Source organism: Luteibacter sp. 9135 (assembly GCF_000745005.1).
GTDB lineage: Bacteria > Pseudomonadota > Gammaproteobacteria > Xanthomonadales > Rhodanobacteraceae > Luteibacter.
Map to the genome: position 1 here is coordinate 2,166,727 of NZ_JQNB01000001.1, position 25,434 is coordinate 2,192,160.

At 67.7% G+C, this 25,434-nt stretch carries 27 protein-coding genes; 9 read left to right on the forward strand and 18 right to left on the reverse strand.

The window, feature by feature from the left end; genetic code table 11:
* The first annotated feature begins 114 nt into the window (after window positions 1–114).
* The gene (gene tldD, locus FA89_RS09345) at window positions 115–1,554 is read left to right on the forward strand and encodes a metalloprotease TldD (RefSeq protein WP_036140281.1); all 1,440 of its coding nucleotides are present in this window, start codon (window positions 115–117) and stop codon (window positions 1,552–1,554) included.
* Between the two features lie 30 nt (window positions 1,555–1,584).
* Here tldD and yjgA read toward each other — a convergent pair whose 3' ends face one another.
* Together yjgA and FA89_RS09355 are read right to left on the reverse strand one after the other, a co-directional pair.
* Window positions 1,585–2,142 (reverse strand): ribosome biogenesis factor YjgA, encoded by a 558-nt coding sequence (gene yjgA / locus FA89_RS09350; protein ID WP_036140283.1) that lies wholly within the window; start codon window positions 2,140–2,142, stop codon window positions 1,585–1,587.
* A complete protein-coding gene (locus FA89_RS09355; protein WP_036140285.1) occupies window positions 2,139–2,387 on the reverse strand; it encodes a DUF1653 domain-containing protein in 249 nt (82 codons plus the stop codon). The genes yjgA and FA89_RS09355 overlap by 4 nt, the downstream gene beginning before the upstream one ends.
* Before the next feature lie 124 nt (window positions 2,388–2,511).
* On the opposite strand from FA89_RS09355, the gene pmbA reads away from it, so the two are divergent.
* Window positions 2,512–3,861 carry a metalloprotease PmbA gene (gene pmbA / locus FA89_RS09360; RefSeq protein ID WP_036140287.1) on the forward strand — a complete coding sequence of 450 codons (1,350 nt, stop codon included), beginning with the start codon at window positions 2,512–2,514 and terminating at the stop codon, window positions 3,859–3,861.
* Between the two features lie 104 nt (window positions 3,862–3,965).
* Window positions 3,966–4,394, forward strand: coding sequence for a DUF4870 domain-containing protein (locus FA89_RS09365; RefSeq protein WP_081916414.1), 429 nt, complete (start codon window positions 3,966–3,968; stop codon window positions 4,392–4,394).
* A 258-nt stretch (window positions 4,395–4,652) separates the two neighbouring features.
* Here FA89_RS09365 and ispA read toward each other — a convergent pair whose 3' ends face one another.
* Together ispA and FA89_RS09375 are read right to left on the reverse strand one after the other, a co-directional pair.
* Window positions 4,653–5,555, reverse strand: a complete 903-nt coding sequence (ispA, locus tag FA89_RS09370) for a (2E,6E)-farnesyl diphosphate synthase (RefSeq protein ID WP_036143995.1) — start codon at window positions 5,553–5,555, stop codon at window positions 4,653–4,655.
* A complete protein-coding gene (locus tag FA89_RS09375; RefSeq protein ID WP_036140290.1) occupies window positions 5,539–5,799 on the reverse strand; it encodes an exodeoxyribonuclease VII small subunit in 261 nt (86 codons plus the stop codon). The genes ispA and FA89_RS09375 overlap by 17 nt, the downstream gene beginning before the upstream one ends.
* A 72-nt stretch (window positions 5,800–5,871) precedes the next feature.
* Here FA89_RS09375 and FA89_RS20145 point away from each other — a divergent pair, with 72 nt between their 5' ends.
* Window positions 5,872–6,024, forward strand: coding sequence for a hypothetical protein (locus FA89_RS20145; RefSeq protein WP_185754287.1), 153 nt, complete (start codon window positions 5,872–5,874; stop codon window positions 6,022–6,024).
* Window positions 6,025–6,036: 12 nt separating this feature from the next.
* Here the strand turns inward: FA89_RS20145 and tilS are convergent, their stop codons facing one another.
* Window positions 6,037–7,332, reverse strand: coding sequence for a tRNA lysidine(34) synthetase TilS (gene tilS, locus FA89_RS09380; protein ID WP_036140292.1), 1,296 nt, complete (start codon window positions 7,330–7,332; stop codon window positions 6,037–6,039).
* Window positions 7,333–7,362: 30 nt separating this feature from the next.
* The gene (locus FA89_RS09385) at window positions 7,363–8,322 is read right to left on the reverse strand and encodes an acetyl-CoA carboxylase carboxyltransferase subunit alpha (RefSeq protein ID WP_036140294.1); all 960 of its coding nucleotides are present in this window, start codon (window positions 8,320–8,322) and stop codon (window positions 7,363–7,365) included.
* A 258-nt stretch (window positions 8,323–8,580) separates the two neighbouring features.
* On the opposite strand from FA89_RS09385, the gene FA89_RS09390 reads away from it, so the two are divergent.
* Window positions 8,581–8,772: a hypothetical protein gene (locus FA89_RS09390; RefSeq protein WP_036140297.1), complete on the forward strand. Its 192-nt coding sequence runs from the start codon at window positions 8,581–8,583 to the stop codon at window positions 8,770–8,772.
* Window positions 8,773–8,815: 43 nt separating this feature from the next.
* Entirely contained in the window at window positions 8,816–9,322 is a 507-nt protein-coding gene (locus FA89_RS09395; RefSeq protein WP_036140299.1) for a hypothetical protein, read from the forward strand.
* Between the two features lie 48 nt (window positions 9,323–9,370).
* Here the strand turns inward: FA89_RS09395 and dnaE are convergent, their stop codons facing one another.
* From dnaE to FA89_RS09435, 8 genes are all read right to left on the reverse strand, one after another.
* Complete coding sequence (dnaE, locus tag FA89_RS09400; RefSeq protein WP_036140301.1) at window positions 9,371–12,916, reverse strand: DNA polymerase III subunit alpha; 3,546 nt, start codon at window positions 12,914–12,916, stop codon at window positions 9,371–9,373.
* 142 nt (window positions 12,917–13,058) lie between these two features.
* Entirely contained in the window at window positions 13,059–13,643 is a 585-nt protein-coding gene (locus tag FA89_RS09405; protein WP_036140304.1) for an NUDIX hydrolase, read from the reverse strand.
* Window positions 13,644–13,732: 89 nt separating this feature from the next.
* A complete protein-coding gene (locus FA89_RS09410; RefSeq protein WP_255349636.1) occupies window positions 13,733–14,623 on the reverse strand; it encodes a 5'-3' exonuclease in 891 nt (296 codons plus the stop codon).
* Complete coding sequence (locus FA89_RS09415; RefSeq protein WP_036140306.1) at window positions 14,620–15,192, reverse strand: nitroreductase family protein; 573 nt, start codon at window positions 15,190–15,192, stop codon at window positions 14,620–14,622. The genes FA89_RS09410 and FA89_RS09415 overlap by 4 nt, the downstream gene beginning before the upstream one ends.
* Before the next feature lie 58 nt (window positions 15,193–15,250).
* Window positions 15,251–15,823: a DUF3106 domain-containing protein gene (locus FA89_RS09420; protein WP_036140308.1), complete on the reverse strand. Its 573-nt coding sequence runs from the start codon at window positions 15,821–15,823 to the stop codon at window positions 15,251–15,253.
* Window positions 15,824–15,828: 5 nt separating this feature from the next.
* Complete coding sequence (locus FA89_RS09425) at window positions 15,829–16,209, reverse strand: hypothetical protein (protein ID WP_036140309.1); 381 nt, start codon at window positions 16,207–16,209, stop codon at window positions 15,829–15,831.
* Entirely contained in the window at window positions 16,206–16,724 is a 519-nt protein-coding gene (locus tag FA89_RS09430) for an RNA polymerase sigma factor (protein WP_369931276.1), read from the reverse strand. Before FA89_RS09430 ends, FA89_RS09425 begins: the two co-directional genes overlap by 4 nt.
* 194 nt (window positions 16,725–16,918) lie before the next feature.
* Window positions 16,919–17,374, reverse strand: a complete 456-nt coding sequence (locus tag FA89_RS09435; RefSeq protein ID WP_036140311.1) for a hypothetical protein — start codon at window positions 17,372–17,374, stop codon at window positions 16,919–16,921.
* A 191-nt stretch (window positions 17,375–17,565) separates the two neighbouring features.
* Between FA89_RS09435 and sufT the strand changes: the two genes are divergently transcribed.
* The 3 genes from sufT to FA89_RS09450 all read left to right on the forward strand — a co-directional run bounded on the left by sufT (window position 17,566) and on the right by FA89_RS09450 (window position 22,150).
* Window positions 17,566–18,123: a putative Fe-S cluster assembly protein SufT gene (gene sufT / locus FA89_RS09440; protein ID WP_036140313.1), complete on the forward strand. Its 558-nt coding sequence runs from the start codon at window positions 17,566–17,568 to the stop codon at window positions 18,121–18,123.
* A 212-nt stretch (window positions 18,124–18,335) separates the two neighbouring features.
* On the forward strand, window positions 18,336–20,189 hold the full coding sequence (locus FA89_RS09445; protein ID WP_081916416.1) for a M4 family metallopeptidase: 1,854 nt from the start codon (window positions 18,336–18,338) through the stop codon (window positions 20,187–20,189).
* Between the two features lie 614 nt (window positions 20,190–20,803).
* The gene (locus FA89_RS09450; RefSeq protein ID WP_051938653.1) at window positions 20,804–22,150 is read left to right on the forward strand and encodes a S8 family peptidase; all 1,347 of its coding nucleotides are present in this window, start codon (window positions 20,804–20,806) and stop codon (window positions 22,148–22,150) included.
* A 13-nt stretch (window positions 22,151–22,163) separates the two neighbouring features.
* Here the strand turns inward: FA89_RS09450 and FA89_RS09455 are convergent, their stop codons facing one another.
* From FA89_RS09455 to wrbA, 4 genes are all read right to left on the reverse strand, one after another.
* Entirely contained in the window at window positions 22,164–22,649 is a 486-nt protein-coding gene (locus FA89_RS09455) for an asparaginase domain-containing protein (RefSeq protein WP_036140315.1), read from the reverse strand.
* A 59-nt stretch (window positions 22,650–22,708) separates the two neighbouring features.
* Window positions 22,709–24,355 carry an acyl-CoA dehydrogenase family protein gene (locus FA89_RS09460; protein WP_036140319.1) on the reverse strand — a complete coding sequence of 549 codons (1,647 nt, stop codon included), beginning with the start codon at window positions 24,353–24,355 and terminating at the stop codon, window positions 22,709–22,711.
* A gap of 111 nt (window positions 24,356–24,466) precedes the next feature.
* Window positions 24,467–24,826, reverse strand: a complete 360-nt coding sequence (locus tag FA89_RS09465; protein WP_051938654.1) for a DUF2069 domain-containing protein — start codon at window positions 24,824–24,826, stop codon at window positions 24,467–24,469.
* On the reverse strand, window positions 24,823–25,425 hold the full coding sequence (wrbA, locus tag FA89_RS09470) for an NAD(P)H:quinone oxidoreductase (protein ID WP_036140321.1): 603 nt from the start codon (window positions 25,423–25,425) through the stop codon (window positions 24,823–24,825). The genes FA89_RS09465 and wrbA overlap by 4 nt, the downstream gene beginning before the upstream one ends.
* Window positions 25,426–25,434: the final 9 nt, after the last annotated feature.

Below are 25,434 nucleotides of genomic sequence, written 5' to 3' on the forward strand. Positions count from 1 at the left end.
GAGCCGGTGGCGAACCGCCGCAAGACAGCCCCTGCGAAAAGGGTCTGCAGGGTTTAAGCTGACCCCATCCGGCCCCACCTGTGGGGTCTCCCCCATCGCTAACGGCGCCCCTTGATGGATTCCCTGATTTCCCTTGCCGAACGTCGTCTGCTGACTCCCGGCGGCCTCGCTTCCACCGACCTGGATCGCGTGTTCTCCCAGTTGATGGGCCCGTCGATCGACGCGGCGGACCTCTATTTCCAGCACTCGCGCAGCGAGTCGTGGGTGCTGGAGGAAGGCATCGTCAAGGACGGCAGCCATTCGATCGAACAGGGTGTGGGTGTGCGCGCCATCTCGGGCGAAAAGACCGGGTTCTCCTATTCGGACGAGATCGTCCTGCCCCAGTTGCTCGAAGCCTCGCGGGCGGCGCGGGCCATCGCCCAGGGCGGCGCGGGCGCAGGCCGGCCGCTGGCGATCGCCACGGGTCGCGGCCTGTATCCGGCCATCGACCCGGTGGAAAGCCTGCCCAATGAAGAAAAGATCGCGCTGCTGCGCGAGGTCGACGCCTACGCACGCTCGCGCGATCCGCGGGTGAAGCAGGTGGTCGTCAGCCTGGCCGCCACGCTGGACACGGTATTGATCGCCGCTTCCGACGGCACGCTCGCGGCCGATGTGCGCCCGCTGGTGCGCCTCAACGTGCAGGTCATCGCGGAACAGGGCGGTCGTCGCGAGCAGGGTCACTCGGGCGGCGGCGGGCGCTATGGCTATCGTGAGCTGATCGAGAACGGTCGGGCGCATGCGTTCGCCGACGAAGCGGTACGCCAGGCCCTGGTCAACCTCGAGGCGGTCGATGCGCCTGCAGGCAGCATGACAGTGGTGCTCGGGCCCGGCTGGCCGGGGGTGCTGTTGCACGAAGCCATCGGCCACGGCCTGGAAGGCGACTTCAATCGCAAGGGCAGTTCCGCGTTCACGGGCCGCATCGGCCAGCGTGTAGCGGCCGAGGGCGTCACCATCGTGGACGACGGCACGCTGCCGGGGCGTCGCGGTTCACTCAGCATCGACGACGAGGGCACGCCGACCGAATGCACCACGCTGATCGAGAACGGCATCCTCAAGGGCTACATGCAGGACAAGCTCAACGCCCGCCTGATGGGCGTGAAGTCCACGGGTAACGGCCGCCGCGAATCGTTCGCGCAGCTCCCCATGCCGCGCATGACCAACACCTACATGCTCGCCGGCAATCGCGAGCCGGAAGAAATCATCCGCTCGGTGAAGCGCGGTCTGTACGCGGTGAACTTCGGCGGCGGGCAGGTCGACATCACCAATGGCAAGTTCGTGTTTTCCGCCAGTGAGGCCTACCTCATCGAGGACGGCAAGATCACGCGTCCGGTGAAGGGCGCCACGCTGGTCGGCTCCGGGCCGGAGGTGCTCACGCGTGTGTCCATGATCGGCAACGATCTGGCCCTGGACGAAGGCGTGGGCGTCTGCGGCAAGGACGGCCAGAGCGTGCCGGTCGGCGTGGGCCAGCCGACGCTGCGCGTGGATGGCATGACGGTGGGCGGTACGGCGGCCTGACATAAGCCGCCGTACACGCAAAACACCGCATCACTCGGCAGAGTCGTCCTCGGAAGACGCTTCCAGTTCCTTCAGCAGGCGGTAGATCTCACGGAACGCATGCAGCGGCTTGTTCGCCTCGCGTTCGCTGCGCGCCTGCCGGACGATGGAACGCACGTGCTGACGGTCGAGGTGGGGATGCGTGTCGAACAGCTCGCCCAGGGCCTCGTCGCCACCGGTAAGCAGTTTCTCGCGGGCCGCCTCCAACCGATGCATGTGAGCCGCTTCCTGGCGCTGCCGGTCACGGTCCTCGCCCAGGGCGGCGCGTGCGTCGACGAACGCCTCGTCGCCGTGGCGGCGCATCTGCTTCGCCAGATAGGCCAGCTGCCGCTTGCGCGCGATGTGCGCGGTGATCTTCCGCGTGCGGCCGATCTCTTCGACGATGTCTTCGGGCAGCTTCAGCTTGGGAATGCGGCTGGGCGGCAGGTCCATCAGCTGGCCGGCCAGCTTCAGCATGTCGAGCGCGTTGCGGCGGAGCTCGCTGCGGCTCGGACCGAAATCTTCTTCGTCTTCCGCGTCCGGCTTCGGACGATCGTCATGGGTCCTCATGCCGGTGTCTCCTGGCTGGTGAGCGGAGCGGTGGCATCGCGTTCGAAGGCGAAGCGGGGTTGGTCGCGCCCTTCATGCTGCACCGTTTCGGCGAACATGGCAGCCGGGCGTACCCACAGGCCGTGCTCGCCATAGAGGGCCTGATAGACGACCAGTTCTTCCATCGTCTCGCTGTGCCGGGCAGTGCCCAGCACGCGGTAGGGCATGCCCTTGAAGTGACGGTAATAGCCGACACGGATGCTCATAACGGTTCCATGGCACCATGCACGGTGCGCTGCGTTGCTTTTGATCGGGTGACGCGACCCCCATTAATGATGGGCTGGCCGCGCGCGGCCCGTCATTCTAACCCAGCCCTTCGGGAAGCCCCACGTGAGCCTCGTTTTGACACGCGACAGCAGCCAGCAGGACCTCGACCGCCTCGCCACCCTGGCCGAGGACACCATCCGACGCGCCCGCGCCGCCGGTGCCACCCAGGCGGAGGTGTCCGCCAGCATCGACGTAGGCCTCAACGTCAACGTTCGCCTGGGCGAGGTGGAGACCGTCGAGCACACGCGCGACCGCGGGTTTTCGCTCACCGTCTACGTCGGGCAGCGCAAGGGCTCGGCCAGCACGGCCGACCTCCAGCCCGAATCGATCCAGGCCACGATCGACCAGGCGTGCGCCATCGCCCGGTTCACCGAGGAAGACCCGGCCTCGGGCCTGGCTGAGGCCGGACGCATGGCCACGGTGTTTCCTGATCTCGATCTGTGGCACCCCTGGGATCTGGACGTCGATGCGGCCATCGCCCTGGGCCAGGCCGTCGAGGATGGCGGCCGCAGCGTGCCCGGCATCACCAATTCCGACGGTTCCAGCGTCAATACCGGGCAGAGCCTGTCCGTCTACGCCAACTCGCATGGCTTCGTCGGGCGCGAACGCGGCACCCGCCATTCGTTGTCGGTCGCGTTGATCGCGGGCGAAGACGATGGCATGCAGCGCGACTACTGGTACGACAGTGCCCGGCGCGCGCAGGACTTCACCGATCCCGCCGAGATCGGTCGCAAGGCGGCGGAGCGGACGCTTTCGCGGTTGAACGCGCGTCGCCTGGGTACCCGGCAGGCGCCGGTGCTGTTCGCTCCGGAAGTGGCGCGCGGCTTGCTGGGTCACCTGCTGGGTGCCGTCAGCGGCGGCTCGCTGTATCGCCGGTCCAGCTTCCTGCTCGACCATGCGGGCAAGCAGATCCTGCCGTCCTGGTTCCGCATCGATGAGAAACCGCTCATTCCCCGCGGGCTGGCGTCGTCGGTATTCGATGCCGAAGGCGTGGCCACCGTCGATTCGTCGCTGGTCGTGGACGGCGTGCTCCAGCGTTACATCCTGGGCAGTTACTCGGCACGCAAGCTCGGCCTGCAATCCACCGGCAATGCCGGCGGTGTGCACAACCTCGTGGTCGCCACCGGTGGCGACGACTTCGCGGGCATGCTGCGCAAGCTCGGCACCGGGCTGCTCGTCACCGAGGTGATGGGGCAGGGCGTGTCGATCGTCACGGGCGATTACTCGCGCGGGGCGTCCGGCTTCTGGGTCGAGAATGGCGAGATCGCCTACCCCGTCGAGGAAATCACCATCGCCGCCAACCTGCGCGACATGTATGCCAACCTGGTGGCCGTGGGCGCGGACGTGGACCGTCGCTCCCACGTGCTGACCGGATCGTGGCTGGTCGAAACCATGACCATCGCCGGCGAATAGGGTCGCTTCGCAGGCAGGGTGGTTCGTAACACCCTGCCGTAAGTCTGCTTGACAGGGTCCCGGCGCTCTCCGACAGTGCAGGCGACACTTCACGGAGCAGCGCCATGAGTACGCCTTCCGATCAGATACCGCCGTCAACCCCGCCGCCGCCATCCCCGCCTCCCTACGAGCCGCCGCCGTACGACCGGGAACCCACCGCGGCGTCGAGCAGCAACGACGACAAGAACCTGGCGATGCTTACGCATCTGTCGGGTCTCATCCTCAGCATCATCGTCCCGCTGGTGGTGTGGCTCATCAACAAGGATCGTGCCGACAAGGCCTACCTCGTCGCCGAGTCGAAAGAAGCCCTGAACTTCCAGATTACCGTGCTTATCGGCTACGTGATCTGCTGGATACTGACGATCATCCTCATCGGTGCGTTCCTGCACGTGGTGCTTTGGATCCTCAACATCGTCTTCTGCATCGTGGCCGCGGTGAAGGTCAGTCAGACGGGTACCTACCGCTATCCGTTCGCGCTGCGCCTGGTCAGCTGACCGCCGGTCCACCCGTGTGCTCCTACCCCTGGGCGTAGGAGCACACGCACGTGCGCGAACCCTCAGCGTCGCTACGGCGAAAGAGGCCATGCATCACGTACGTGTTGGCGGTTCCGGTCGCCCAGCGAAGGCATCGCTCTTGCTGGTATTCGGCTTCATTCGATTTAGCAAACTATAAGAGCTCGCCCACATCGTGGGCTCCTACCCGTCGGTTTTCGATCGTATTCGCGCTTAGGGGCGCCGATTGGATCGACCCGATCAATGCCCGCGGTGTGCGGAATAGCGGGCCAGTTCGGCCAGCCACTCGCTGCCGGGTCCGAGGGGAGCGATGGCCTCGAGGGCATCGTCCACCAGTGCGATCAGCCGGGTGCGCGAGGCATCCAGGCCGATAATCGACGGGAAGGTGGGTTTGTCCGCGGCGGCATCCTTGCCGGCGGTCTTGCCGATGATCGCCGACTCGCCTTCGATGTCGAGGATGTCGTCGCGTACCTGGAAGGCGAGACCCACGGCGTGGCCGTAACGGTCCAGCCGGTCCAGCACGGCGTCGTCCTGGCAGCCGGCGGCCAATGCGCCCAGACGGACGGACGCGCGGATCAGTGCGCCGGTCTTGTAGGCGTGCATGCGCTCCAGTTCCTCGAGCGACAGCGTCATGCCAACGGCCGAGAGATCGAAGGCCTGGCCGCCCGCCATGCCCTCGGCGCCACAGGCGGCGCCCAGGGTGCGGAGCATGGCGATGCGTGCGGATGCATCGTCGTCGGCTGTATAGGGCGTGGACAGGATCTCGAAGGCCAGTGCCTGCAGGGCGTCGCCCGCCAGGATCGCCATGGCCTCGCCAAACGCGATATGGCACGTGGGTCGGCCGCGGCGGAGGTCGTCGTCATCCATCGCAGGCAGGTCGTCGTGCACCAGAGAATACGCGTGGATGATTTCCACCGCGCATGCGGGTGCGTCCAGAATGCCACCGTCACAGCCCAGCGCATGGCCGGCCGCGTAGACCAGCAGCGGACGCAGGCGTTTACCGCCGCCGAGCACGGCATAGCGCATGGCGCGATGCAGTTCGACGGGAGCGAGGTCGGCGGCCGGCAACGCACGCGCGAGCGCGTCGTCGGCACGGCCGGCCAGCACCTTCAGCGGCGCGGGCAGGTCAGTCGATGCGGGAATCAAAGGGTTCGGACGTTTCGGGAGTGGCGGGATCGAGCAGCAGGCGCACGCGCAGTTCGGCCTGTTCCAGCGCCGTCTGGCAATGCCGGTAGAGGCCGATGCCGCGTTCGAAGGACTTCAGCGACTCGTCCAGGCTGAGCTCGCCACCTTCCATCCGGGTGACCAGTTGCTCGAGCTCGTCCAGGGAATGCTCGAACTCGGCGATCGAGGAGGCGGTAACGGCGGGGGCGGACGACTTCGGCATGGCCGCAAAACTAGCTCACATGGCCTTCTGGATCAATCTCGGCCGATGTCGCCCACGGCATAAAGTAGGGCAATGACGCGACTTGGCGTCAGTGTTCCAAGCGTAACACGCGACCTTCCCGAGCATGCTCGCCTGGCGATCGAGATGATCCGCGGTGACGATGCGTCGCACGGGCTGGCCGCCTACGTGGACGACATGTCGGTTAGCGTGCGCGACCGCAAGTAATCCCGCGTCGGTTCAGGCGCCGGTGTCCTCGTCCCACACCGGGGTAGCGCCTGCGTCGTCGAAAAGCCGTCGGCCCCGCTCGCTGATCCAGCGGGTGCCGACGGCCACCAGCTCGCGGTCGGCCCATAGCAACGGCATGCGTGGCCGCCGCCAGGGTGGCACGGCTCCCTGCTGGAACAGGTCGCGAAGCTCGCGGGTGTGACGATCGCCCTGCGGCCGCAGGGTTTCACCGCCGGCGCGGTAGCGCACCTGCAGCGGCTGGGCCAGTCGCCTCCCGTCCAGCGTGAGACGGCCACCACCGGGCAGCTCCAGCGGCTCGCCATGCCAGGAGGCCGACCATTCCGGGTCGAATCCCGACAACCGGCGCATGGCCCACAGGCGGCCTCGCCATACCCGCACCTCCGTATCGCGCCAGCCCACCAGGGGCAGCCGTTCGGCGCCGCCTTCGTGGATCTGCCGCTCCAGTTGCTCGCGTTGCGCCGTCGTCGGCGCGGACAGCCCGCAGGTGTGCAGCCAGTGTTCCAGCGAAGGCGCCCGCCACGCGAGGGGAAGTGCGAGCCAGCCGCGGGCGTCCAGCGTGCCCTCGCCCCGGTCCAGGTCGGCCAGGGCGTCCATCCACGCATCGCGCAGGGTGTTGGCAGCGGCCAGGCAAAGCCGCGCGCTGTGGGCAATGCTGGTGGCGGCCTGTGGCCAGCGCGCGAGCAGCGCCGGCACCACCGTGGCGCGGAGATAACCGCGGGCAATCAGCGGGTCGTCGTTGGAAGGGTCGTGCAGCGTGGCCAGCGCGTGCGCGGACACGTGCTCCAGCAGGACCGCCCGGGGCAGATCGAGCAAGGGCCGCCAGAGCATGCCGGCACCCAGCGGGCGCAGGCTGCGCATGCCGGCCAGGCCTTCGGGCCCCGCCCCGCGCAGCAGTTTCAGCAGTACGGTCTCGACCTGGTCGTCCCGATGGTGGGCAAGCACGATGCGCTCGCCCGGACGCAGCGCTGCAGCGAACGCCGTGTGGCGTGCCCGCCGCGCGGCGGCTTCGATGCCCTCGCCCTGGCTGAGGTCCACCGTGACGCGGGCCACCTCTACCGGCACACCGAGCACGTCACCGGTGCGTCGGCAATGCGACGCCCAGGCGCCGCTGTCGGCGTGCAAGCCATGGTCGACGTGGAGTGCTCGCAGCGCCGGGCGTGGCATGTGGCTGGCCAGGGCGTGCAACAGGGCGGTGGAGTCGGGGCCGCCGCTGTAGGCGACCACCAGCGATACGCCGGGCGCGGTGTCGAGCGCCTGGGCCAGATGATCGGTCAGGGAGCGGCTCATGGCGCATACGCCGGCCGCACCGCATGGCGATCACCCTTCGGTGAAGGCACCATAACCGCGCAGGCGCTTGTAACGGTTCTCGAGGAGGGTGTCGACCGGCAGGCTTTGCAGCGCGTCGAGCTCGTTGAGCAGCACGGCCTTCAGGCGCACCGCCATGGCCTGCGGGTTGCGGTGTGCGCCGCCGAGCGGCTCGCGCACTACCTTGTCGATCAGCCCGTTCTCGAGCAGGCGCGGTGCGGTCAGGCCCATGACCTCGGCGGCATCCTTGGCCTTGTCGGCGCTCTTCCACAGGATGGAGGCGCAGCCTTCGGGCGTGATCACCGAGTAGGTGGAGTACTGCAGCATGAGCGTGCGGTCGCCGACGCCGATGGCCAGCGCGCCACCGGAACCGCCTTCGCCGGTGACGGTGCAGACGATCGGCACACGCAACTCGGCCATCTCGAGCAGGTTGCGGGCGATGGCTTCCGACTGGCCGCGTTCTTCCGCGTTGATGCCCGGCCAGGCGCCGGCCGTGTCGATGAAGGTGAGCACGGGGATATCGAATCGCTCGGCCATCTTGAACAGGCGCAACGCCTTGCGGTAGCCCTCGGGGCGCGGCATGCCGAAGTTGCGCTTGACCTTTGACTTGGTATCGCGGCCCTTCTGGTGGCCGACGATCATGACCGAGCGGCCGTTGATGCGGGCCAGGCCACCCACGATGGCCTGGTCGTCCGCGAACATGCGGTCGCCCTTGAGCTCGTGGAACTCTTCGCACATGGCCTGGATGTAATCGAGGGTATACGGGCGCGCCGGGTGGCGCGACACCTGGCTGACCTGCCATGGCGTGAGGTTGCGGAAGATCTCGGCGGTCTTGATCTTCAGCTTCTCGCGCAGGCGGCCCACTTCCTCGTCGATGTTGAACGCCTGGCCGCTGCTGGCGTGCCGAAGTTCTTCGATCTTCGCTTCCAGCTCGGCAATGGGTTGTTCGAAATCAAGGAAGTTGGGATTCATGAATACGGAGCATCCGGACAGGACCGCTGATTATACCCAGTGCCGGGCCGGGGCGTGTGCGCATGGGTATGGATGGGCTGGCGCTTCGGCTCTGGCCTAAATGTCTGTAGGCGCAAGCGGCTACTCGCCCAGTCCTGGCCTTTATCCCTGTCGGCTCTGCTTCAATCGCCCTGCGGACGGCGTAGTCCGCGGCATGCCTGTCGTTTCGGTATTCGTCGAAGACGTGCAGGCAGTCCCTTACTTGGAAAGGATTCTCCCATGCATACATGCTTCCCCCTGCGTCGGCTAGCCGTGGCCGCCGCTTTCCTCCCCCTCGCCGCGGCCGGACACGATGCGTTCGACGTGCCGGCGTGCGACGCACCGCTGCCCCCCAACGCCTACGTGCCCACCTGCCTGGTATCGGTACCCAACGGTGACTTCCGGGGCCTCGATGCGCCGAGGGGGGGCTGAGACGGGCAAGCACTGGCACCCGTGGGAACCCACCTTTACGTGGATGGGTCTGCCGCGCGAGCTGCACGATGCGGTCGAGCATCTCAAGCCCTGGCATTTCGTCGGTGACGGCCGTCCCGCTTATCGCGACGAGATCCACGGCAAGCCTGGCATGGTGCTGACGCCGAAGCAGGGCGCGATCTACCAGTGGCTTCCGGTCAAGGCATTCGACGGCACTCAGGGGCATGAGGTGGCCTATTCGGTGCGAGTCACCTATGCGCCCCACGCCACCCGATCCGGTGGGCGGATCGTCGGTCCGATCGAGGGGCCGGTGGCCATGGCGGTGACCCTGGTCGCTGCCGATAACGCCGCGGAACGCGTGCCGCAGGTCTTTCATGACCGGCAGGTGGCCTCGGAATACCAACCGGCTACCTACACCGCTACCCTCACCGTGCCGACGAACACGTCGTTCGACCAGTTGGGCGTATCGATCGAGGCGGAAGGCGACGTGCCGCTGGTGGTGGAGAAGGTGGAGCTGCTCGAGAAGACAAGCTTCATGTTCGACGACTGAGCGGGCACGGTGGGGGCGCACTCTACGAAGACCCTGTGCGGCCGTCCGTCAGTCCGACGGTCGCACGATGCGCAACTCCGTGCCCAGCACGCCCGGCAGCGCGCGCAGCGTGCGTACCAGGTCCGGCAGGGCGCGCACCCGCCACGCTTCGCCCAGTTCGAAGCTGGCCTGGCCGTCCGCGTTGCGGTAGCCGGCCAGCATCAATGGCGTGCGGCCGCCGCGATAGCCCATAAGCGCCTGGCGCAGGTGCTGGTTGAATTCCGGCCCCACCCCGTTGAGTTTGAGCGTGAGCAGCCGGCCGAAATGCTCCATGGCGTCGGACAGCGCATAGGCCTTGCGGGCCCGCAGCTGATAGCCGCCGGCGAAGTCGTCGATGCGCAGGCCGCCCTCGACCACGATCATGCTGCCGCGGGTGAGCAGGGAGGCCGCATCGGTGAACACCTCGCGGAAGAAGCTGGTTTCCAGCATGCCGGTGGCGTCTTCGATCTGCACGAAGGCGTCACTCTCGCCGCGCTTGCGCATGCCGACCACCATGCCGGCGACCACCCAGGGCGTATCCGGCCCGCGGCGGAAGCGATTGGCGTTCTCGTCGTCATCGTTGCGGCGCGGTTTGGGCGGCTGGTAGCGCTGGGGAATCTCGCCGATGGGGCAGCTACCCAGCTGGGCCAGTTCCGCCTTCCACGGGTCGGTGGGGTGGCCCGAGAGGTAATGGCCGAGAGTGTCGTGCTCGCCCTGCAACAGCTGTTCCAGCGGCCACTCCGGCACCGAACCGGACAGTTCGATGATGCTGGGCGCCTCGGCCGCGCCGAAGGCGTTGCCGAAGATGTCGACCTGGCCGGAAGCGCGGTTTTTCGCTTCCTGGTCGGCGGCGCGCATGGCCTCGGGAATGTGCTTGACCAGGGTGGCGCGGTTCTCGCCCAAGGCGTCCAACGCGCCGGACTGCACCAGGGCTTCCATCGTGCGCTTGTTGAGCTTGTTGGAGCCGACCCGCTGGCAGAAATCGACCAGGCCGCGGAACGGCCCCTTCGCCCGGCGCTCGGCGACGATCTCCTCGCAGATCCCCTGGCCCACGCCCTTGATGGCGCCCAGGCCGTAACGGATCACGCGGGGCTCGACGGCTTCGAACATCCAGTCGGAGGCGTTGACGTCGGGCGGCAGTACCTGGATGCCGATGGCGCGCGTCTCGTCGAGGAAGGTCACCGCCTTCTCGGTGTTGTCCATGTCCGAGGAGATGGTCGCGGCCATGAACTCGGCCGGGTAGTGCGCCTTCAGCCAGGCGGTCTGGTAGGAGACCAGCGCATAGGCGGCGGCATGCGACTTGTTGAAGCCGTAGCCCGCGAATTTTTCCATGAGGTCGAAGATCGCGTCGGCCTTGTGGCCCTCGATCCCGTCCTTGGCCGCACCGTCGCGGAACGTCGCACGGTGCTTGACCATCTCCTCGGCTTTTTTCTTGCCCATGGCGCGGCGAAGCAGATCGGCGCCGCCGAGTGTGTAACCGCCGACGATCTGCGCCATCTGCATCACCTGCTCCTGGTAGACCATGATGCCGTAGGTCTCTTTCAGGATGGGCTCGACGCGCGGATCGGGGTAATCGACCGATTCGCGCCCGTGCTTGCGCGCGCAGAAGCTGGGGATGAGATCCATCGGGCCGGGGCGGTACAGCGCCACCAGCGCGATGATGTCTTCGAAACGGTCGGCCTGCGCGTCCTTGAGCATGCCCTGCATGCCGCGCGACTCCAGCTGGAACACCGCGACCGTCTGCGCCTTCTTCAGCAGGTCGTAGACCTTCGGATCGTCCAGCGGCAGCGACTCGATCACCAGCGGCTCGGTGCCTTCCTTCGCCCGGCGCTTGTTGATGGCCTTCACGGCCCAGTCGATGATGGTGAGCGTGCGCAGGCCGAGGAAGTCGAACTTGACCAGGCCCACCGCTTCCACGTCGTCCTTGTCGTACTGCGTGACGACGCCTTCGCCGCTGGCTTCGCAATACAGCGGGGCGAAATCGGTCAGCGGCGTGGGCGCGATCACCACGCCACCGGCATGCTTGCCGGCGTTACGGGTGAGGCCTTCGAGGCTGAGTGCCAGGTCGATCAGCTGGCGCGGTTCTTCTTCCTGCTCGTAGACATCGCAGAACTCCCTGACGATGCGGTCGGGTTCTTTCTTCGATTTTTCCGTGCGGCCGAGCGCATCGCCCAAGGTGAGGTCGAGCGGGCGGTTGGGGATCAGCTTGGCCAAGCGATCCACCTGGCCGTAACCCATGCCCAGCACGCGGCCGGAATCGCGCAGCACGGCCTTGGCGGCCATCGAGCCGTAGGTGATGATCTGGCTGACGTGGTCGCGGCCGTACTTGCGCGAGACGTAGTCGATCACCTCGTCGCGGCGGTCCATGCAGAAGTCGATGTCGAAGTCGGGCATCGACACGCGCTCGGGATTGAGGAAGCGCTCGAACAGCAGCTCGAACTGGAGCGGGTCCAGGTCGGTGATCTTCAGTACCCAGGCCACCAGCGAGCCCGCACCGGAACCGCGACCGGGGCCTACGGGAATGCCGTTGTCCTTTGCCCAGCCGATGAAGTCGGCCACGATCAGGAAGTAGCCGGGGAAGCCCATGCCGATGATGACGTCGACTTCGCGGTCCAGTCGCGCCTGGTAGTCCTCACGCGTCTTGCCGGCCGCCAGCGGATGCTGCTCGAGTCGTTCGTCCAGCCCCTTCTGCGCTTGCGCGCGGATGAAGGTGTCGAGCGTGTGGCCCTCGGGCACGGGAAAGTCGGGCAGGTAGTACGTGCCGAATTCCAGGACCAGGTTGCAGCGCTTGACCAGCTCGATGGTGTTCTCGAGCGCTTCGGGGATGTCGGCGAACAAGGCTTCCATGTCGTCGGGCGACTTGAAGTATTGCTCTTCGCTGTAGTCCTTCGGCCGTTTCGGATCGGCCAGCACGCGGCCCTGATTGATGCAGGTGCGCGCCTCGTGCGAATCGAATCCCTCGCGCTCCAAGAAGCGCACGTCGTTGCTGGCGAGCACCGGCAGTTCGTGGTCGCCGGCCAGCTTCATGGCGGCGCGCACCCAGTTCTCTTCGTTCTCGCGACCCGTGCGGGTCAACTCGAGGTAGAGACGGTCGGGAAACAGGCGTTGCAGGAAAGCCAGGCGCAGCGTGGCGGCGGGCAGTCCGGCGGTCAGCGCCACCCGAGCGACGTCGCTCTCGCGGCCGGCGATGGCGATCAGGCCACGCACGCTTTCCGGGTGCATCCAGGCGGCATCGACCAGCGCGCGGCCCGTGCCCTGGCCTTCGCGCCAGGCGCGGGATACCAGCCGTGAAAGGTTGAGGTAGCCGTCGCGATCCTGGCAGATCAGGGTGAGCCGCCAGGGACGCGGATCGTCGGGGCTGGATATCCACACGTCGCAGCCGGCGATCGGCTTGACGCCGGCGGCCATGCACTGCTTGTAGAACTTCACCAGCCCGAACATGTTGTTCTCGTCCGTCAGCGCGACGGCGGGCATGCCCGTGCGTACGCAGGCCGCGACCAGCTGCTTGATGCGGATGGTCGAGTCGACCAGCGAATATTCGCTGTGCAGGTGCAGATGGGCGAAACGGACGGACATGGGCGGCGCCGGGTGATGCAGAGGGAAGGCTAACCGGGACAGGGGGTTGGGACAAGAATTGACTTTCCCCCGCGGCCCCGGAAACGGCGCCACGGGGCGGCTGGCGGCTTTACGCCGGGCCGACCCTCCCGGCTTGCCGGCCTCAGCGCATGTGCGCTTCGGGGTGCTCGATGAACCAGAGGCCCGCGAACAGCTTGGCGTCGATGGAGAAGCCCTCCTTCGCGCGGTCGAACAGCCACTTGCCGGCCTCGGCGCGCGGCACTTCGTGCACGATGATGTTTTCCGTCTCGTCGCCGCCGCCCTTGCCGACGCGTTCCAGGTCCCATGCGCGGGCGAAGGCGATCATCTCGGTGCTCATGCCTGCCGACGACGGGCCGTCGTGCACGAACTCGATGCGGCCGCAGGCATAGCCGGTTTCTTCTTCGAGTTCACGGCTGGCGGCCAGCAGCACGTCCTCGTCCTCGGCGCCGGCCAGGTCGCCGACCAGGCCCGCCGGCATCTCGATGGTGTTCTTCAGGATCGACACGCGGTACTGCTCGACGAACACGACCTTGTCGTCCGGCGTGACCGCGAGAATGATCACGGCACCGCCCGGGTTGTTCCGTTCGGCGTATTCCCAGCGCCCACGCCGCTTCAGGGTCAGCCACTTCGCCTTGTGCAGGACCTCTTCCGGCTCGCTGGCGTCGGCGGGAACGGGCGAGGCGTGGGGCAGCGGGCTGATCGGCATGGCGGGCTCCTTGGATGGCAGGTGACTATCCGGCCAAGGGTATATCGGACCACGTGACGTTAGCGATGGAGCGGGATCAGGCGATGGGTCTAGATCAGCGCGCGCAGGCGCGAACGTGTCAACGGCCCGAAGCGCAGGCGCTCGCAGAGCTCGTCGAGGGTATCGGCCTCGCCCTGGCGCCGGCTCAGCGCATCGGCCGTCTCCGCCACGGCGATATCCAGGGCGATGCGGGTCAGCCGGCGGCACAGAAGGGCCTGGTCGGCGTGCTCGCGCAGGCGCACGGCGCAGGCGGCCGCGCCGCGGAAGCGCAGGTAGGGCACCTCGTCGACGCGATCGAGGATGGCGTCGAGGCTGCCAAAATGGGCGAGCAGGGCGGCGGCGGTTTTCGCGCCGATGCCCGGCACGCCGGGGATGTTGTCCACGGCGTCGCCGCACAGCGCGAGGTAATCGGCCACCTGGTGCGGATGCACGCCCAGCTTGTCGAACACGCCGGTGGGACCCCAGCGCAGATTCTTGGCGAAGTCCCATTGCTCGTCGTGCTCGCCAAGCAGTTGTCCGAAGTCCTTGTCGGCCGACACGATGACGCCGCGAAAACCGTGCGAACGCAGGCCCCACAGCGCGCTGCCGATCAGGTCGTCGGCCTCGTACTGGTGGTCGTTCAGCACGGTGAGGCCCAACGCGGCGGAGACCTCGCGGCACAGCCCGAACTGGCGCACCAGCTGCGGTGGCGGCAGGTCGCGGTTGGCCTTGTAAGCGGGATAGATCGCGTTGCGGAACGAGGTGGTCAGCGACGCATCGAAGGCCACGGCGATGTGCTCCGCGCGGCTGCGTTCGAGCAGTTCGCAGAGGAAACGGGTGAAGCCGTGCACCGCGTTGACCGATTCGCCCTCGTGGTCGTAGAACTCATCCGGCATGGAGTGCCATGCACGGAAGACGTACAGGCTGCCATCGACCAAGTGGACGAGCGAATCGGAACTCACGGCGACCACACGCTCACGATGTCGTCGTACGACGGGCGATCGCGTTCGGGGGCGTCCATCGTGGGCGTGCCGACATGGATGAAGCCGACGATGTGCTCGTTCTTCTTCATGCCCAGCAGCTTGGCCACGGCGCGGTCGTACGCCGCCCAGCCGGACAGCCACTGGGCACCGAAGCCCAGCGCCTGGGCACCGAGCAGGATGTTATAGGCGACGCAGCCGGCGGTGAGGTCCTGCTCCAGTTCGGGCACCTTGCTCTCGGTGTCGATACGGGCGGAAACCACGAGCACCAGCGGCGCGTATTCATAACGGCGCCGTTCCTTTTCCTGCTTCGCGTCGGAAAGGTCGGGATTGGCGTCCAGGGCCAGCTTCGCCAGCTTGCTGCCGAAGGCGAGCTTGTCCTCGCCACGCAGTACGCGGATGCGGAAGGGCTCGAGCTTGCCGTGGTCGGGCACACGGATGGCGGCCTCGAGGAGGCGTCGCAGCGTGGCGTCGTCGGGGGCGGGTTCACCGAGCTGGCGCGAGGGCACCGAACGGCGGTCGTTGAGGCTAGCCAGGGTAGGGTCGGTCATGGCACCAGTTTAACGGAGCGTGGTCTCGCCTGCCGCGACAGCGGGCGTAGCCGCCGTCTCAGTTACCCGGCGGCGGGGGCGGGCGATGGCCGTCCGGGCCACCCGGGCCACCGTGGGGCGGGGGCGGCGGCACGATGTCGTTCGGTCCGATCCTGTCCACCGCGTCGCGGCGCTGCTCGGGCGTGAGGTTGCGCCACTTGTCGATCAGCGCGCGGCGCTGGTCGGGGGACAGGTTGTTGAACCGCTCGAAGGCGTCGTGCAGGCGCGCGCGCTGCTCCGGTGACAGGTCCTGGAATTTCTGCTGGTTCTTGCGTGCCTCGGCGCGCTCCTCGGGCGTCATGTGCTGCCAGCGCTCGATGCGATCGCGGATCTGCGCACGACGGTCGGCAGGCAGGCCGCGCCAGCGCTGCGCTTTCTCCAGCATCCGCGACTGGCGCTGCGGCGGGAAGGTATCCCAGTCGCGGGCCAGCGGGGCGAGGATGTCCTTTTCGTCCGCGGACAAGGCGCTCCACGGCCGCGGCGGGGGCAGCGGCGCCGTATCGCCCGGCGGTGGAGGGTCCTGCTGCGCGGTGGCCGCGAGGGGCGCGGCGCCGACGACGAGAAGGGCGAGCACGAACGAAAGGCGGCGCATGGCGGTCACTTGCGGGACGAAGACGAGGGGGCGTCGTTGTAGGCGAGCCAGCTGTAGAACTGCATGTCCTTGTACAGCGCGGGATCGGCGATGTCGGCGTCCGGGGGCAGGTCGTTGGGCGCCGCGTCGCGCGACGACGCGGCCACGGCGCTGTCGGTCGGCGCGACGCTTGGCTGCGGCTGCCAGATCATCAGCGAGGCGAGTGCCACCACGGCGAAAGCGCCGGCGGGCAGCAGCAGGCGACGTGTCACCGAGGGCCGCGGGTCGGCCAGGGCCGTTCGGCGTGCCGCGCGCAGCCGGGCGGCCGTGGACGGGTCCACATCGCGGCTGGCGCGCAGGTAGAGTTCCCGTGCGCGACGTTCGAGGGATCGATCGTGCAGGCTCATCGCCATGCCTCCAGTTGGTCGCGCAGCGCATGCATCGCGCGCGAAAGGTGGGTTTTCACGCTGCCGTCCGAGCAGCCCATCGCCGCGGCCGTCTCGGCCACGTCCAGGCCTTCCAGGATGCGCAGCGTGAACGCTTCACGCTGGCGGCGCGGCAGCCCGCGCACGGCGGTCACGATGTCGCCATAGGCCTGCGTATCCTGCAGTCGGGCCGAGGGATCCGGTGCATCGTCCGCCGGTTCCCACTGGGGCAGTTCGTCGCCGTCGTCGTCCCGACCGCCACCGATCCAGCCGACGACGATCGAGCGCACCTTTCGGCGGCGCTGCAGGTCGACGATCCGGCGGCGCAGGATGCCCCAGAAGAGGGGTGTCCACTCGCCCGCGGGTTTGGCCGAATAATGGCGGACCAGGCTGAGCATGGCGTCCTGTACCGCGTCCATGGCATCGTCGCGGTTACCCAGGTGAATCTCCGCCATGCGCCAGGCACGACGTTCGATACCGGCGAGGAACGCGTCCATGCTGGCAGGCACCTCGCGGACATCCGCCAGCGATGCGCCGTCGAGGGCGAGCGAAGCGTTCACGGGCTTCTCCGCGTCGTCTTTGATCGCATCCTCGTGCTCCATACCGCCAGGTTCACTCCGGTAAACGCGGTCATCGACCGCCGGTTGACGGTCGTCCACCGCGGGATAGTCGCCGTCGGTGGATTTACCGCCTATGAAAGCCGGCGACGACGTTCGATCCGTCGTTGCAGCGGCCACGCGGTCAACGCGGCCAGCAGCGCGCCGGCCAGGTAGAGCGCCAGTTGCCCCGGCCCCTGGGCGAGGCGGCCCAGGGCCAGCAGCATGCCCGGACCCGCATCGGCGATGGCCTGACCGAAGCCGATGCCCATCATGCCGGAGATGGTGGCGGCGACGACCAGGCAGGACGTGTACACCGCCGCCAGCAGGGTGGCACCCGCGGCGAGCAGGGCGCCGGCCGGGCCACGAACATGCAGCCAGCGTCGCACCACCACGCCCAGCACCCAGCCCACGGGCAGGACCAGGGCCGGCAGTGCCCGACCGAACATCATGGAGGGCAGCATCCACACCGCGCCCGCGGCCAGGCCGAACATGGCCGCGCAGAGCGCGCCGAAGAGGAATCCGGCGGTACCCGTGCGCTCAGCCGGCATGGATGGGAGTCGTGTCGCGCATGGCATCCGGGTAGGGCAAAAGGAAGTCATCATAGCCGGGCAAGCCGTCGCTCGCTCTTGAGCCCCGCCTCCGGCGCCCCGACCTATGCGGGTGGATGCCTACCTTCGCCTTGCGCGGCGGCGCATAATCGACGACTTTGCGGCCGCGGCGCGGCCTTCACAGGACAGCAATGAGCGGCTTCAGCCTCAGCAGCGAACCCTTCACCCTCGAGCGCGACTGCCAGGCGGTCATGGTGCCACAGGGCGAGACGGTGACGCTCCCCGCCGGGCAGATCGGCTACATCACCCAGGCCCTGGGCGGCAGCTTCACCGTTTATGTCGAAGGCAACCTGTTCCGCATCGCGGGCGGCGACGCTGACGCGCTCGGCAAGGAACCGCCGCGCCCGATTGAACTGGAGGACGGCGCCACCGACGAGGACGTGGAAAAGCTGGTGTGGCAGCAGCTGCGCACGTGTTTCGATCCGGAAATCCCCATCAACGTGGTCGAACTCGGGCTGGTGTACGACGTCAGCCTCGAATCGGGCGACGAGGGCGTCCGGCGCGCGTACGTGAAGATGACGCTGACCGCTCCCGGTTGCGGCATGGGCGACATCCTGGTCGACGACGTACGGACCAAGCTGGAATTGATTCCCACGATCGCCGAGGCCGACGTGGATCTGGTGTTCGATCCACCCTGGAACCACTCGATGATGTCGGATGCGGCGAAGCTAGAAACCGGCATGCTCTGACCCTCCCCCTCCTCCTGTCTGACGTCGCCCTAGGGAAATCCCTAGGTAGTCGTTCGCGATATCTTGCGCTAGTTTGGCAAGGACTTTCGGTTGGGGGACCGAAGGTCGCGAGATAAAACGGGCAGCGCGCTGCGGCGCGTATTCATATCGTTCGGAATGTGGTCTCACGGCTGCAATGGCCTCGTGCGGCCCATTCCTGGAGGAGGAACGTAATGGCAAGTCATGTTCGCTTGACACTCCTGGTGGCATCCCTCGGGATCGCCGCTACTTCGGTCGCATCGGCCGCTACGGAACAGGCGCTTCGCGCCCAGAGCCTGGGTGCGGTGCCGGCCAACCAGCTGGCCGCCCGGCTCGGCTTGTCTGCCGACAACGGGTTCGTCGCCAAGGCGTCACTGCCGACGGCGAAGGGCACGCAGACCGTCCGCATGCAGCAGACCTTCAAGGGCGTGCCGGTCTATGGCCGCAGCATCGCGGTGGAGCAGGACGGGCAGGGCAACGCCCTGGTCGCCAACGGCGAGGTCACGTCCGACCTGCAGGTCGACATCGCGTCGGTCGCGCCCCGCATCGACGGCACGCGTGCCGTCGCGCTGCTCAGCAAGCAGGCCCCGTCGTTGGCCGGCGTAGCCAGTGTCCAGCCGGAAAACGCCAAGGCCGACCTGTACATCTATCCGGGTGACGGCGCGCCTGCCCGGCTGGTCTACCTCACCTCGTTCTTCTCCGGTGGCGAGCATCCCACCCGTCCCACCGCGCTGATCGATGCCAACACCGGCGAGATCATCCAGCAGTGGGAAGGCCTTGCCTACGCCGAGATCGATGCCACAGGCCCGGGCGGCAACCAGAAGACCGGCCAGTACACCTGGGGCGCCGGTGGCAAGCCGGCCCTGCGCGTGACCCAGTCGGGAACGACCTGTACGGCGCAGAACGCCTACGTGAAGTCGTACAACATGAAGAAGGCGACCTCCGGCAGCGGCACGCTGTGGAGCTTCACCTGCAGCGCGGGTTCCAGCGGTGACGCGGTCAACGGTGCCTATGGCCCGATCAACGACGCCCACCATTTCGGTGGCGTGGTGCACGACATGTACACCTCATACACCGGCGCGGCGCCGCTGAACCAGGTGCTGATCATGAAGGTGCACTACGGCAACGCGTACGAGAACGCGTTCTGGGACGGCAGCTCGATGACCTTCGGCGACGGCGCCAGCACGTTCTATCCGCTGGTGGCCCTGGACGTGACCTCGCACGAAATCAGTCACGGCTACACCGAGCAGCACTCCAACCTCGCGTACAGCGGCCAGTCGGGCGGCATGAACGAGGCGTACTCGGACATCGCCGGTGAAGCGGCGGAGTTCTACGACCGCGGCACGAACGACTTCCTGGTCGGTGCCGACATCGTCAAGACCAGCGCGGGTATCGGCAATGCGCTGCGTTACATGTGCACACCGTCGCAGGACGGCGGGTCCATCGACAATGCGTCCCAATACACCAGCGGCCTCGACGTGCATTACTCCTCGGGCGTGTACAACAAGGCGTTCTGCCTGCTGGCCAAGACCAGCGGCTGGGGCACGGTCAAGGCGTTCAAGGTGTTCGCTCGCGCCAACGCCCTGTACTGGACGGCCAGCTCCACGTTCAACAGCGGCGCCTGCGGTGTCGCCAGCGCGGCGACCGACCTGGGCTACACCGCAGCCGATGTCGCCACGGCCTTCAACGGCGTGGGCGTCACCTGCTCGACGGGCGGCGGTGGCAACACCGGTGGCACCGCCCTGCAGAACGGCGTGGCCAAGACCGGCCTGGCCGGTAGCGCGGGCACGGAACTGAGCTACACGGTGGTGGTGGCCGCGGGTGCGTCCAACCTCAACATCGTGACCAGCGGCGGCTCCGGCGATGCGGACCTGTATGTGAAATTCGGTTCCGCGCCGACCACGTCCAGCTACAACTGCCGTCCGTACGTGTCGGGCAACAACGAGACCTGCACCTTCGCCGCGCCCCAGGCGGGCACGTACTACGTGAAGGTTCGCGGTTACTCGACGTTCTCCGGCATTTCGCTGAAGGCGACGTGGACGCCGTAAGTACGGTCTGATCAGTGTGGAAAAAAAGCCCGGGCGGAGACGTCCGGGCTTTTTCGTGCATGGCTGGGGACTGTTTGGAAGCCGAAGCAGAAGCAGAAGACCTCGTCGCTCGTAAGGCGCGGCGGTGAGGCGCTGGGTGGTCACACTCTGCGCTCGAGCAGCGGCCACAAGTGGCCGAACTCGCTCAGAGCGTAACCACCCAGCACCTCTGCGACGACAGAGGCGGAGTGGATGGAGAGCAAAGCGTTGGCGACCTCGTACGATACGGGCCCCATCGGGAGATGAGCTTGACCCGGTCTAATGGATACGCATGTTATGGGGTAGCCGCTCCGGGTTATGCTGCGAGCGTTGCTTTCCCGGCACGCAACCTCAGTCGCCAGTGAGGCGTCGGGTGGTCACCCTCTGAGCGAGTTCGGCCGCTTGCGGCCGCTGCCCGAGCGCAGAGGGTGACCACCCGACGCCTCCTCGCCGTGTCGCCAACGCCTGCGATCCTGTCCCGCAGTTGCTGGTCGCATCCCCTACGAAAGCGCAAGGGCGGCAACGCATGTTTGCGATGGAGGTATCGACCTACGTTGTCCTACCCGCGGCAATCCCGCGACTCGAAGGACATCGACATGCGCTCTCCCCACCGTTCATCCCTAGTCTTCCTCGCCGTGGCCATCTATCCGCTTGCGTCCCTTGCCGTGGACACGACGCCAGCGCGGTTCATCGTGCACTTCGACAGTCAGCGTTCGGCGGCCACCGCGGTGCGAAGTACATCGCCATCGCCGTCCCGTGTCGTCGCAGCGCGTGCCGGCGGCGTCCGCCATGTGCGGTCGTTGGCCTCTGGAGGCGACGTCTTCGAGGTGAGCGATGGCGATGCGGCGCGCCTGGCTGCGCTGCCGGGCGTGGTCGATGTCGAGGAGGATCGGATCGTGACGCCTGCGCGCGGGCTGACCTCGCTGTGGCACCGGCAGTGGTACATGCACGATCCGCGCGTCGGCATCGACGCGGAGGTGGCGTGGCGCTACACCCGCGGCGCGGGTGCCGTGGTGGCCGTGCTCGATACCGGCGTCACGGCGCATCCGCAACTGGACGGCCAGCTGCTGCCCGGCTACGACTTCGTCAGCGACGCGACCGCGGCGCGTGACGGCGACGGGCGCGATGCCGATCCTACCGATGAAGGCGACTGGCACGAGGCCGGTGAGTGCAAGTCCGAAAAGCCGTCGGCTTCGTCGTGGCACGGTACACATGTCAGCGGCCTGATAGTGGCGCGCTCGCCGGATGGTCGCGGCGTGCTCGGCGTGGCACCGGAGGCGAAGGTGGTGCCCGTGCGTGTGATGGCGAAATGCGGAGGCCGGCTTTCCGATGTGGTGGACGCCATCGCGTGGGCCAGTGGTGGCGAACTGGCGGGTGTTCCATCGATCGACCGACGAGTCGACGTGATCAACCTGAGCCTGCGCACGCCCGGAGCATGTGGGCGCACGCTGGCGGAGGCGATCGCGGCGGCGCGCTCGCGTGGTACGGCAGTGGTCGCGGCAGCGGGCAACGACGGCATTCGTGCGTCGGCGGTGTCGCCTTCCAATTGCGCCGGCGTAGTCAGCGTGGGTGCGTTGGCGCGTGACGGCTCGATGGCCCGTTATTCCAACCACGGCGACGGCGTCACGCTGTCCGCGCCGGGTGGCACGCTGGGAGCCTTCGGTGTCGACGATATCCTCTCCACCGTCGATGCCGGCAAGCAGGGTCGCGAGCGGCCGATGCTGGCCTACTACGCCGGCACCTCGATGGCGGCGCCGCAGGTATCCGCCCTGGTCGCACTGATGCGTTCGGCAGACCCCTCCATCGCGGTGGATACCATTACCCGCCAGCTGGTGGATAACGCACGACCGCTGCCGGGCCCGTGCCCGAAGGGCTGTGGCGCAGGTCTCATGGATGCGGGGGCGACGGTGGATGCCGTCGTCGAGGATCGCGCCGGTGGTTGACCGGCGCGGGCGATCACACCGCTTCGAAGCGGTTGGCGTCGCGATTCTTGCGGACGGTCTTCGGATCCCACACGCGGCCGTTCATGGCGATGTACACGCCATCGGCCAGCGACTGCACCGCACCCACCGCGCAGCCGATGTTGAAGACGGCGTCCGAACCCTGGAACCGCGCGGGGTTCAGGGCGCCGGTCAGCACGATGACCTTGCCCGGGATGCCGGCCAGCACGTGCGCGGTTTCCACCATGGTGTCGGTGCCGTGGGTCACCAGCACGTGGCGATGGGGCTGGGCCTCTATGGTACTGCGCATGAGGGCGCGGTCTTCGTCGGTCACGTGCAGGCTGTCCTTGCGCAGGATCGGAATCACCTCGAAACGGAAGGCGACGCCGAGCTGGTGCAGGATGTCGCCGATCTGCGGGGAGCCGATCTGGTAATCCGACTTGTCGTCGAAGTAGACCTTGTCGATCGTGCCGCCGGTGGTGACGATGGTGAGTTGCTGCATGGTTGACCTGCGAAGCGGGGTGAAACGGGCGCCCATCTTACATGGTGTCGGCTTCGCCTTCAGGGATGGACCGGCGCCGTGGCCAACAGCATGTCGTCATCGTTCCCGGGCAGCGACAACCGGTCCAGGCCGCGCGCGACGAACCGCCGGCAGGCCGCCGCGGGGCGCGTATCGCCGTCGGCGGCGCCTGCTGCCGACCGTGCCAAGAGGGCGGCGGCCATGCAGCGTGCCAGCGTGAACGCGATACCGCGGGCGGAGGCTTCCAGCGAGGAACGGTCGGAGGCGACATCCGCGAGCAGGGTCTCGGTCGCGTCCAGGCTGCGGTCGATGGCCCGGCGCGTGGCGTCGCCTTCGGGCACCAGCCCGGCCACGGTGGTGCGCAGCGGGGCGATGCCGGCCCCGCCGAGCGCACGCAGCATGTCGAGCGAAAGCACGTTGGTGGTGCCTTCCCAGATGGCATAGACCTGCGCATCGCGCAGTAGCTGCGGCAGGCCGGTGTCCTCGATGTAGCCCGCGCCGCCGAAACACTCCAGGGCTTCGGACACCACGCGGATCGCCACCTTGGCCGTCCATAGCTTGGCCAGTGGTGTGAGCAGTCGCAGCAGGGCGACGTCCGCTGGTCCGGCTTCGCCGTGCTCGACGTGACCCAGGAGTTCGGCCACGTGGAAGGTGAGCGCGAAAGTGGCCTCGTATTCGGCCTGCATGTCGGCCAGCGTGCGCGCGTGCAGCGGGTGATCGATGAGGCGCCGGCCGAACGCCTGGCGTCGGGTTGCGTAATCGCGGGCGAGCGCCACCGCACGCGCCATGCTGGCCACGGCGCACACCGCGTTCCAGGTACGCGTGACGTTTAGCATCGGCGCAATCTGGCGTACGCCATGATCGACCGGTCCCACGGGAAGGGCGGGAAGGCCGTCGAGGTGGATCTCGGCGGTCGGCAACTCATGCGTGCCCAGTTTCTTCTTCAGCCGGTCGATGGTGATCCCGCGCCATGCGCCGTACTCGTCGCGGGTCTCGACGTAGAACAACCCGAGCGCCGCCGTTCCCGCGCCGGCGCCTTCCGGGCGCGCCAGGGCCAGCGCCGCCTCGCCCACCACCGCCGAACTGAACCACTTGCGGCCGTAGAGCCGCCACTGGCCGTCCGTGTCCTGCCGCGCGGTGGTCTCCGAACGGCCTACGTCCGAGCCGCCCGGTGTTTCGGTCATCCACTGGCCGGACAGCCAGAAGGTGGACGGGTCGCGGCTGAGGAAATGCGGCAGGGCGCGTGCCGCCAGCGCGGCGTTGCCGGAGGCGCGGATCGCCGTCGCAGCGCCGTCGGTCATTGCCAGCGGGCAGCAATAGAACTCGCTGGCGATGTGGTAGAGGTAGACGCGGGCGAACGCTTCCACGCGCGCCCAGGGCGAGGGCTCATGGCCGGCCGCGAGCACCGCATGCCGCGTGGTCATCGTGGGGCCTTCCTCCCAGGCCGGCGTCAGCGCGATGCGGTCGACACGGTTGCCCCAGGCGTCCCACGCGGTGAGCACCGGCTCCGTACGCGGTGCGCGCTGCCGTCTTTCCCACGCCATGACTGCGTAATCACCGAGGGCATCCAGATCGCCATGCAGCGCGGCGACGCGGTCCGGCGGCAGCCGTTGGGCCAGCCAGGCGCGAAGTACGCGATCGTGGCGATAGGGCTGGGCCAGCCGGGGGGCGTCCTGCACGAATGCCATGGTGATGTTCCTCGAAAACGGAGCGAAGGCCCCAGCCTGCCCGGACCGCGCGCGCGCGTCGATGTGCTGCGCAGCATGCCGGTCGGCCGGCCGCGCTCGAGGATGGCGTTGTCAGCCCCGCCGACGCACGCCCACGCCGAGCGTGCCGATCAGCAGCAGGGTGACGACGATCTCCACGGCGGCCAGCCAGCGGTCGCCCGTGGAACTCCAGGCCTCCGCCACGCCGTGGCAGAAATAGAACAGGGCCAGGATGCCGACCCACAGCAGGGCGCGGGTGACCCTGGGCAATGAGAGCAGCGGCAGCAGCAGCGGTGGCACCGTGAGGGCAAACGCCACCCAGGTGGGAATCGATACCGGGGGATACAGCGTGTACCAGAGCACCTGGATGGCCAGCAGTGCCGCCCAGGCCGCCAGTCCGGTCTTCTGGCTGCCGCTCAGTGCCGTGGGCCACCCGGCGGCGTGCTTTGTCATGCGGGCGTGCCGAGCCGGCGGGCGATGTCGGCCAGCCGCTTGCCCAGGGCGCGGGACAGGTCGCGCTCGTGCTCGCTGATCGCGTTCTCGCCGCGAGGGCCGGCGACATGGCTGGCGCCGTACGGGGTGCCACCGGTGGTGGTGCTGGTGAGGGCCGGCTCGGTATAGGGAATGCCGACCATCAGCATGCCGTGGTGGAGCAGGGGCACCATCATCGTGAGCAGCGTGGATTCCTGCCCGCCGTGCATCGTGCTGGACGCGGTGAAGACGGCGGCGGGCTTGCCCGCCAAGGCACCGGAGGCCCACTCCGCGCCCGTGGTGTCGAGGAAGTGTTTCAACGGCGCAGCCATGTTGCCGAAGCGGGTAGGGCTGCCCATCGCCAGGGCCACGCACTCGACCAGGTCGGCGCGGGTGACGTAGGGGGCGCCCTCGTCCGGCTCGGGCGGCATCGCCGTTTCGGTCACCGGCGCGACCGGTGGCACCTGGCGCAGGCGCGCACGCATGCCGGGCACTTCCTCGATGCCGCGGGCGACGAGTCGGGCGAGCTGGGCCGTGTGCCCGCTACGGCTGTAGTAGAGTACGAGGACGTCGTGGGACATGGATTGAGT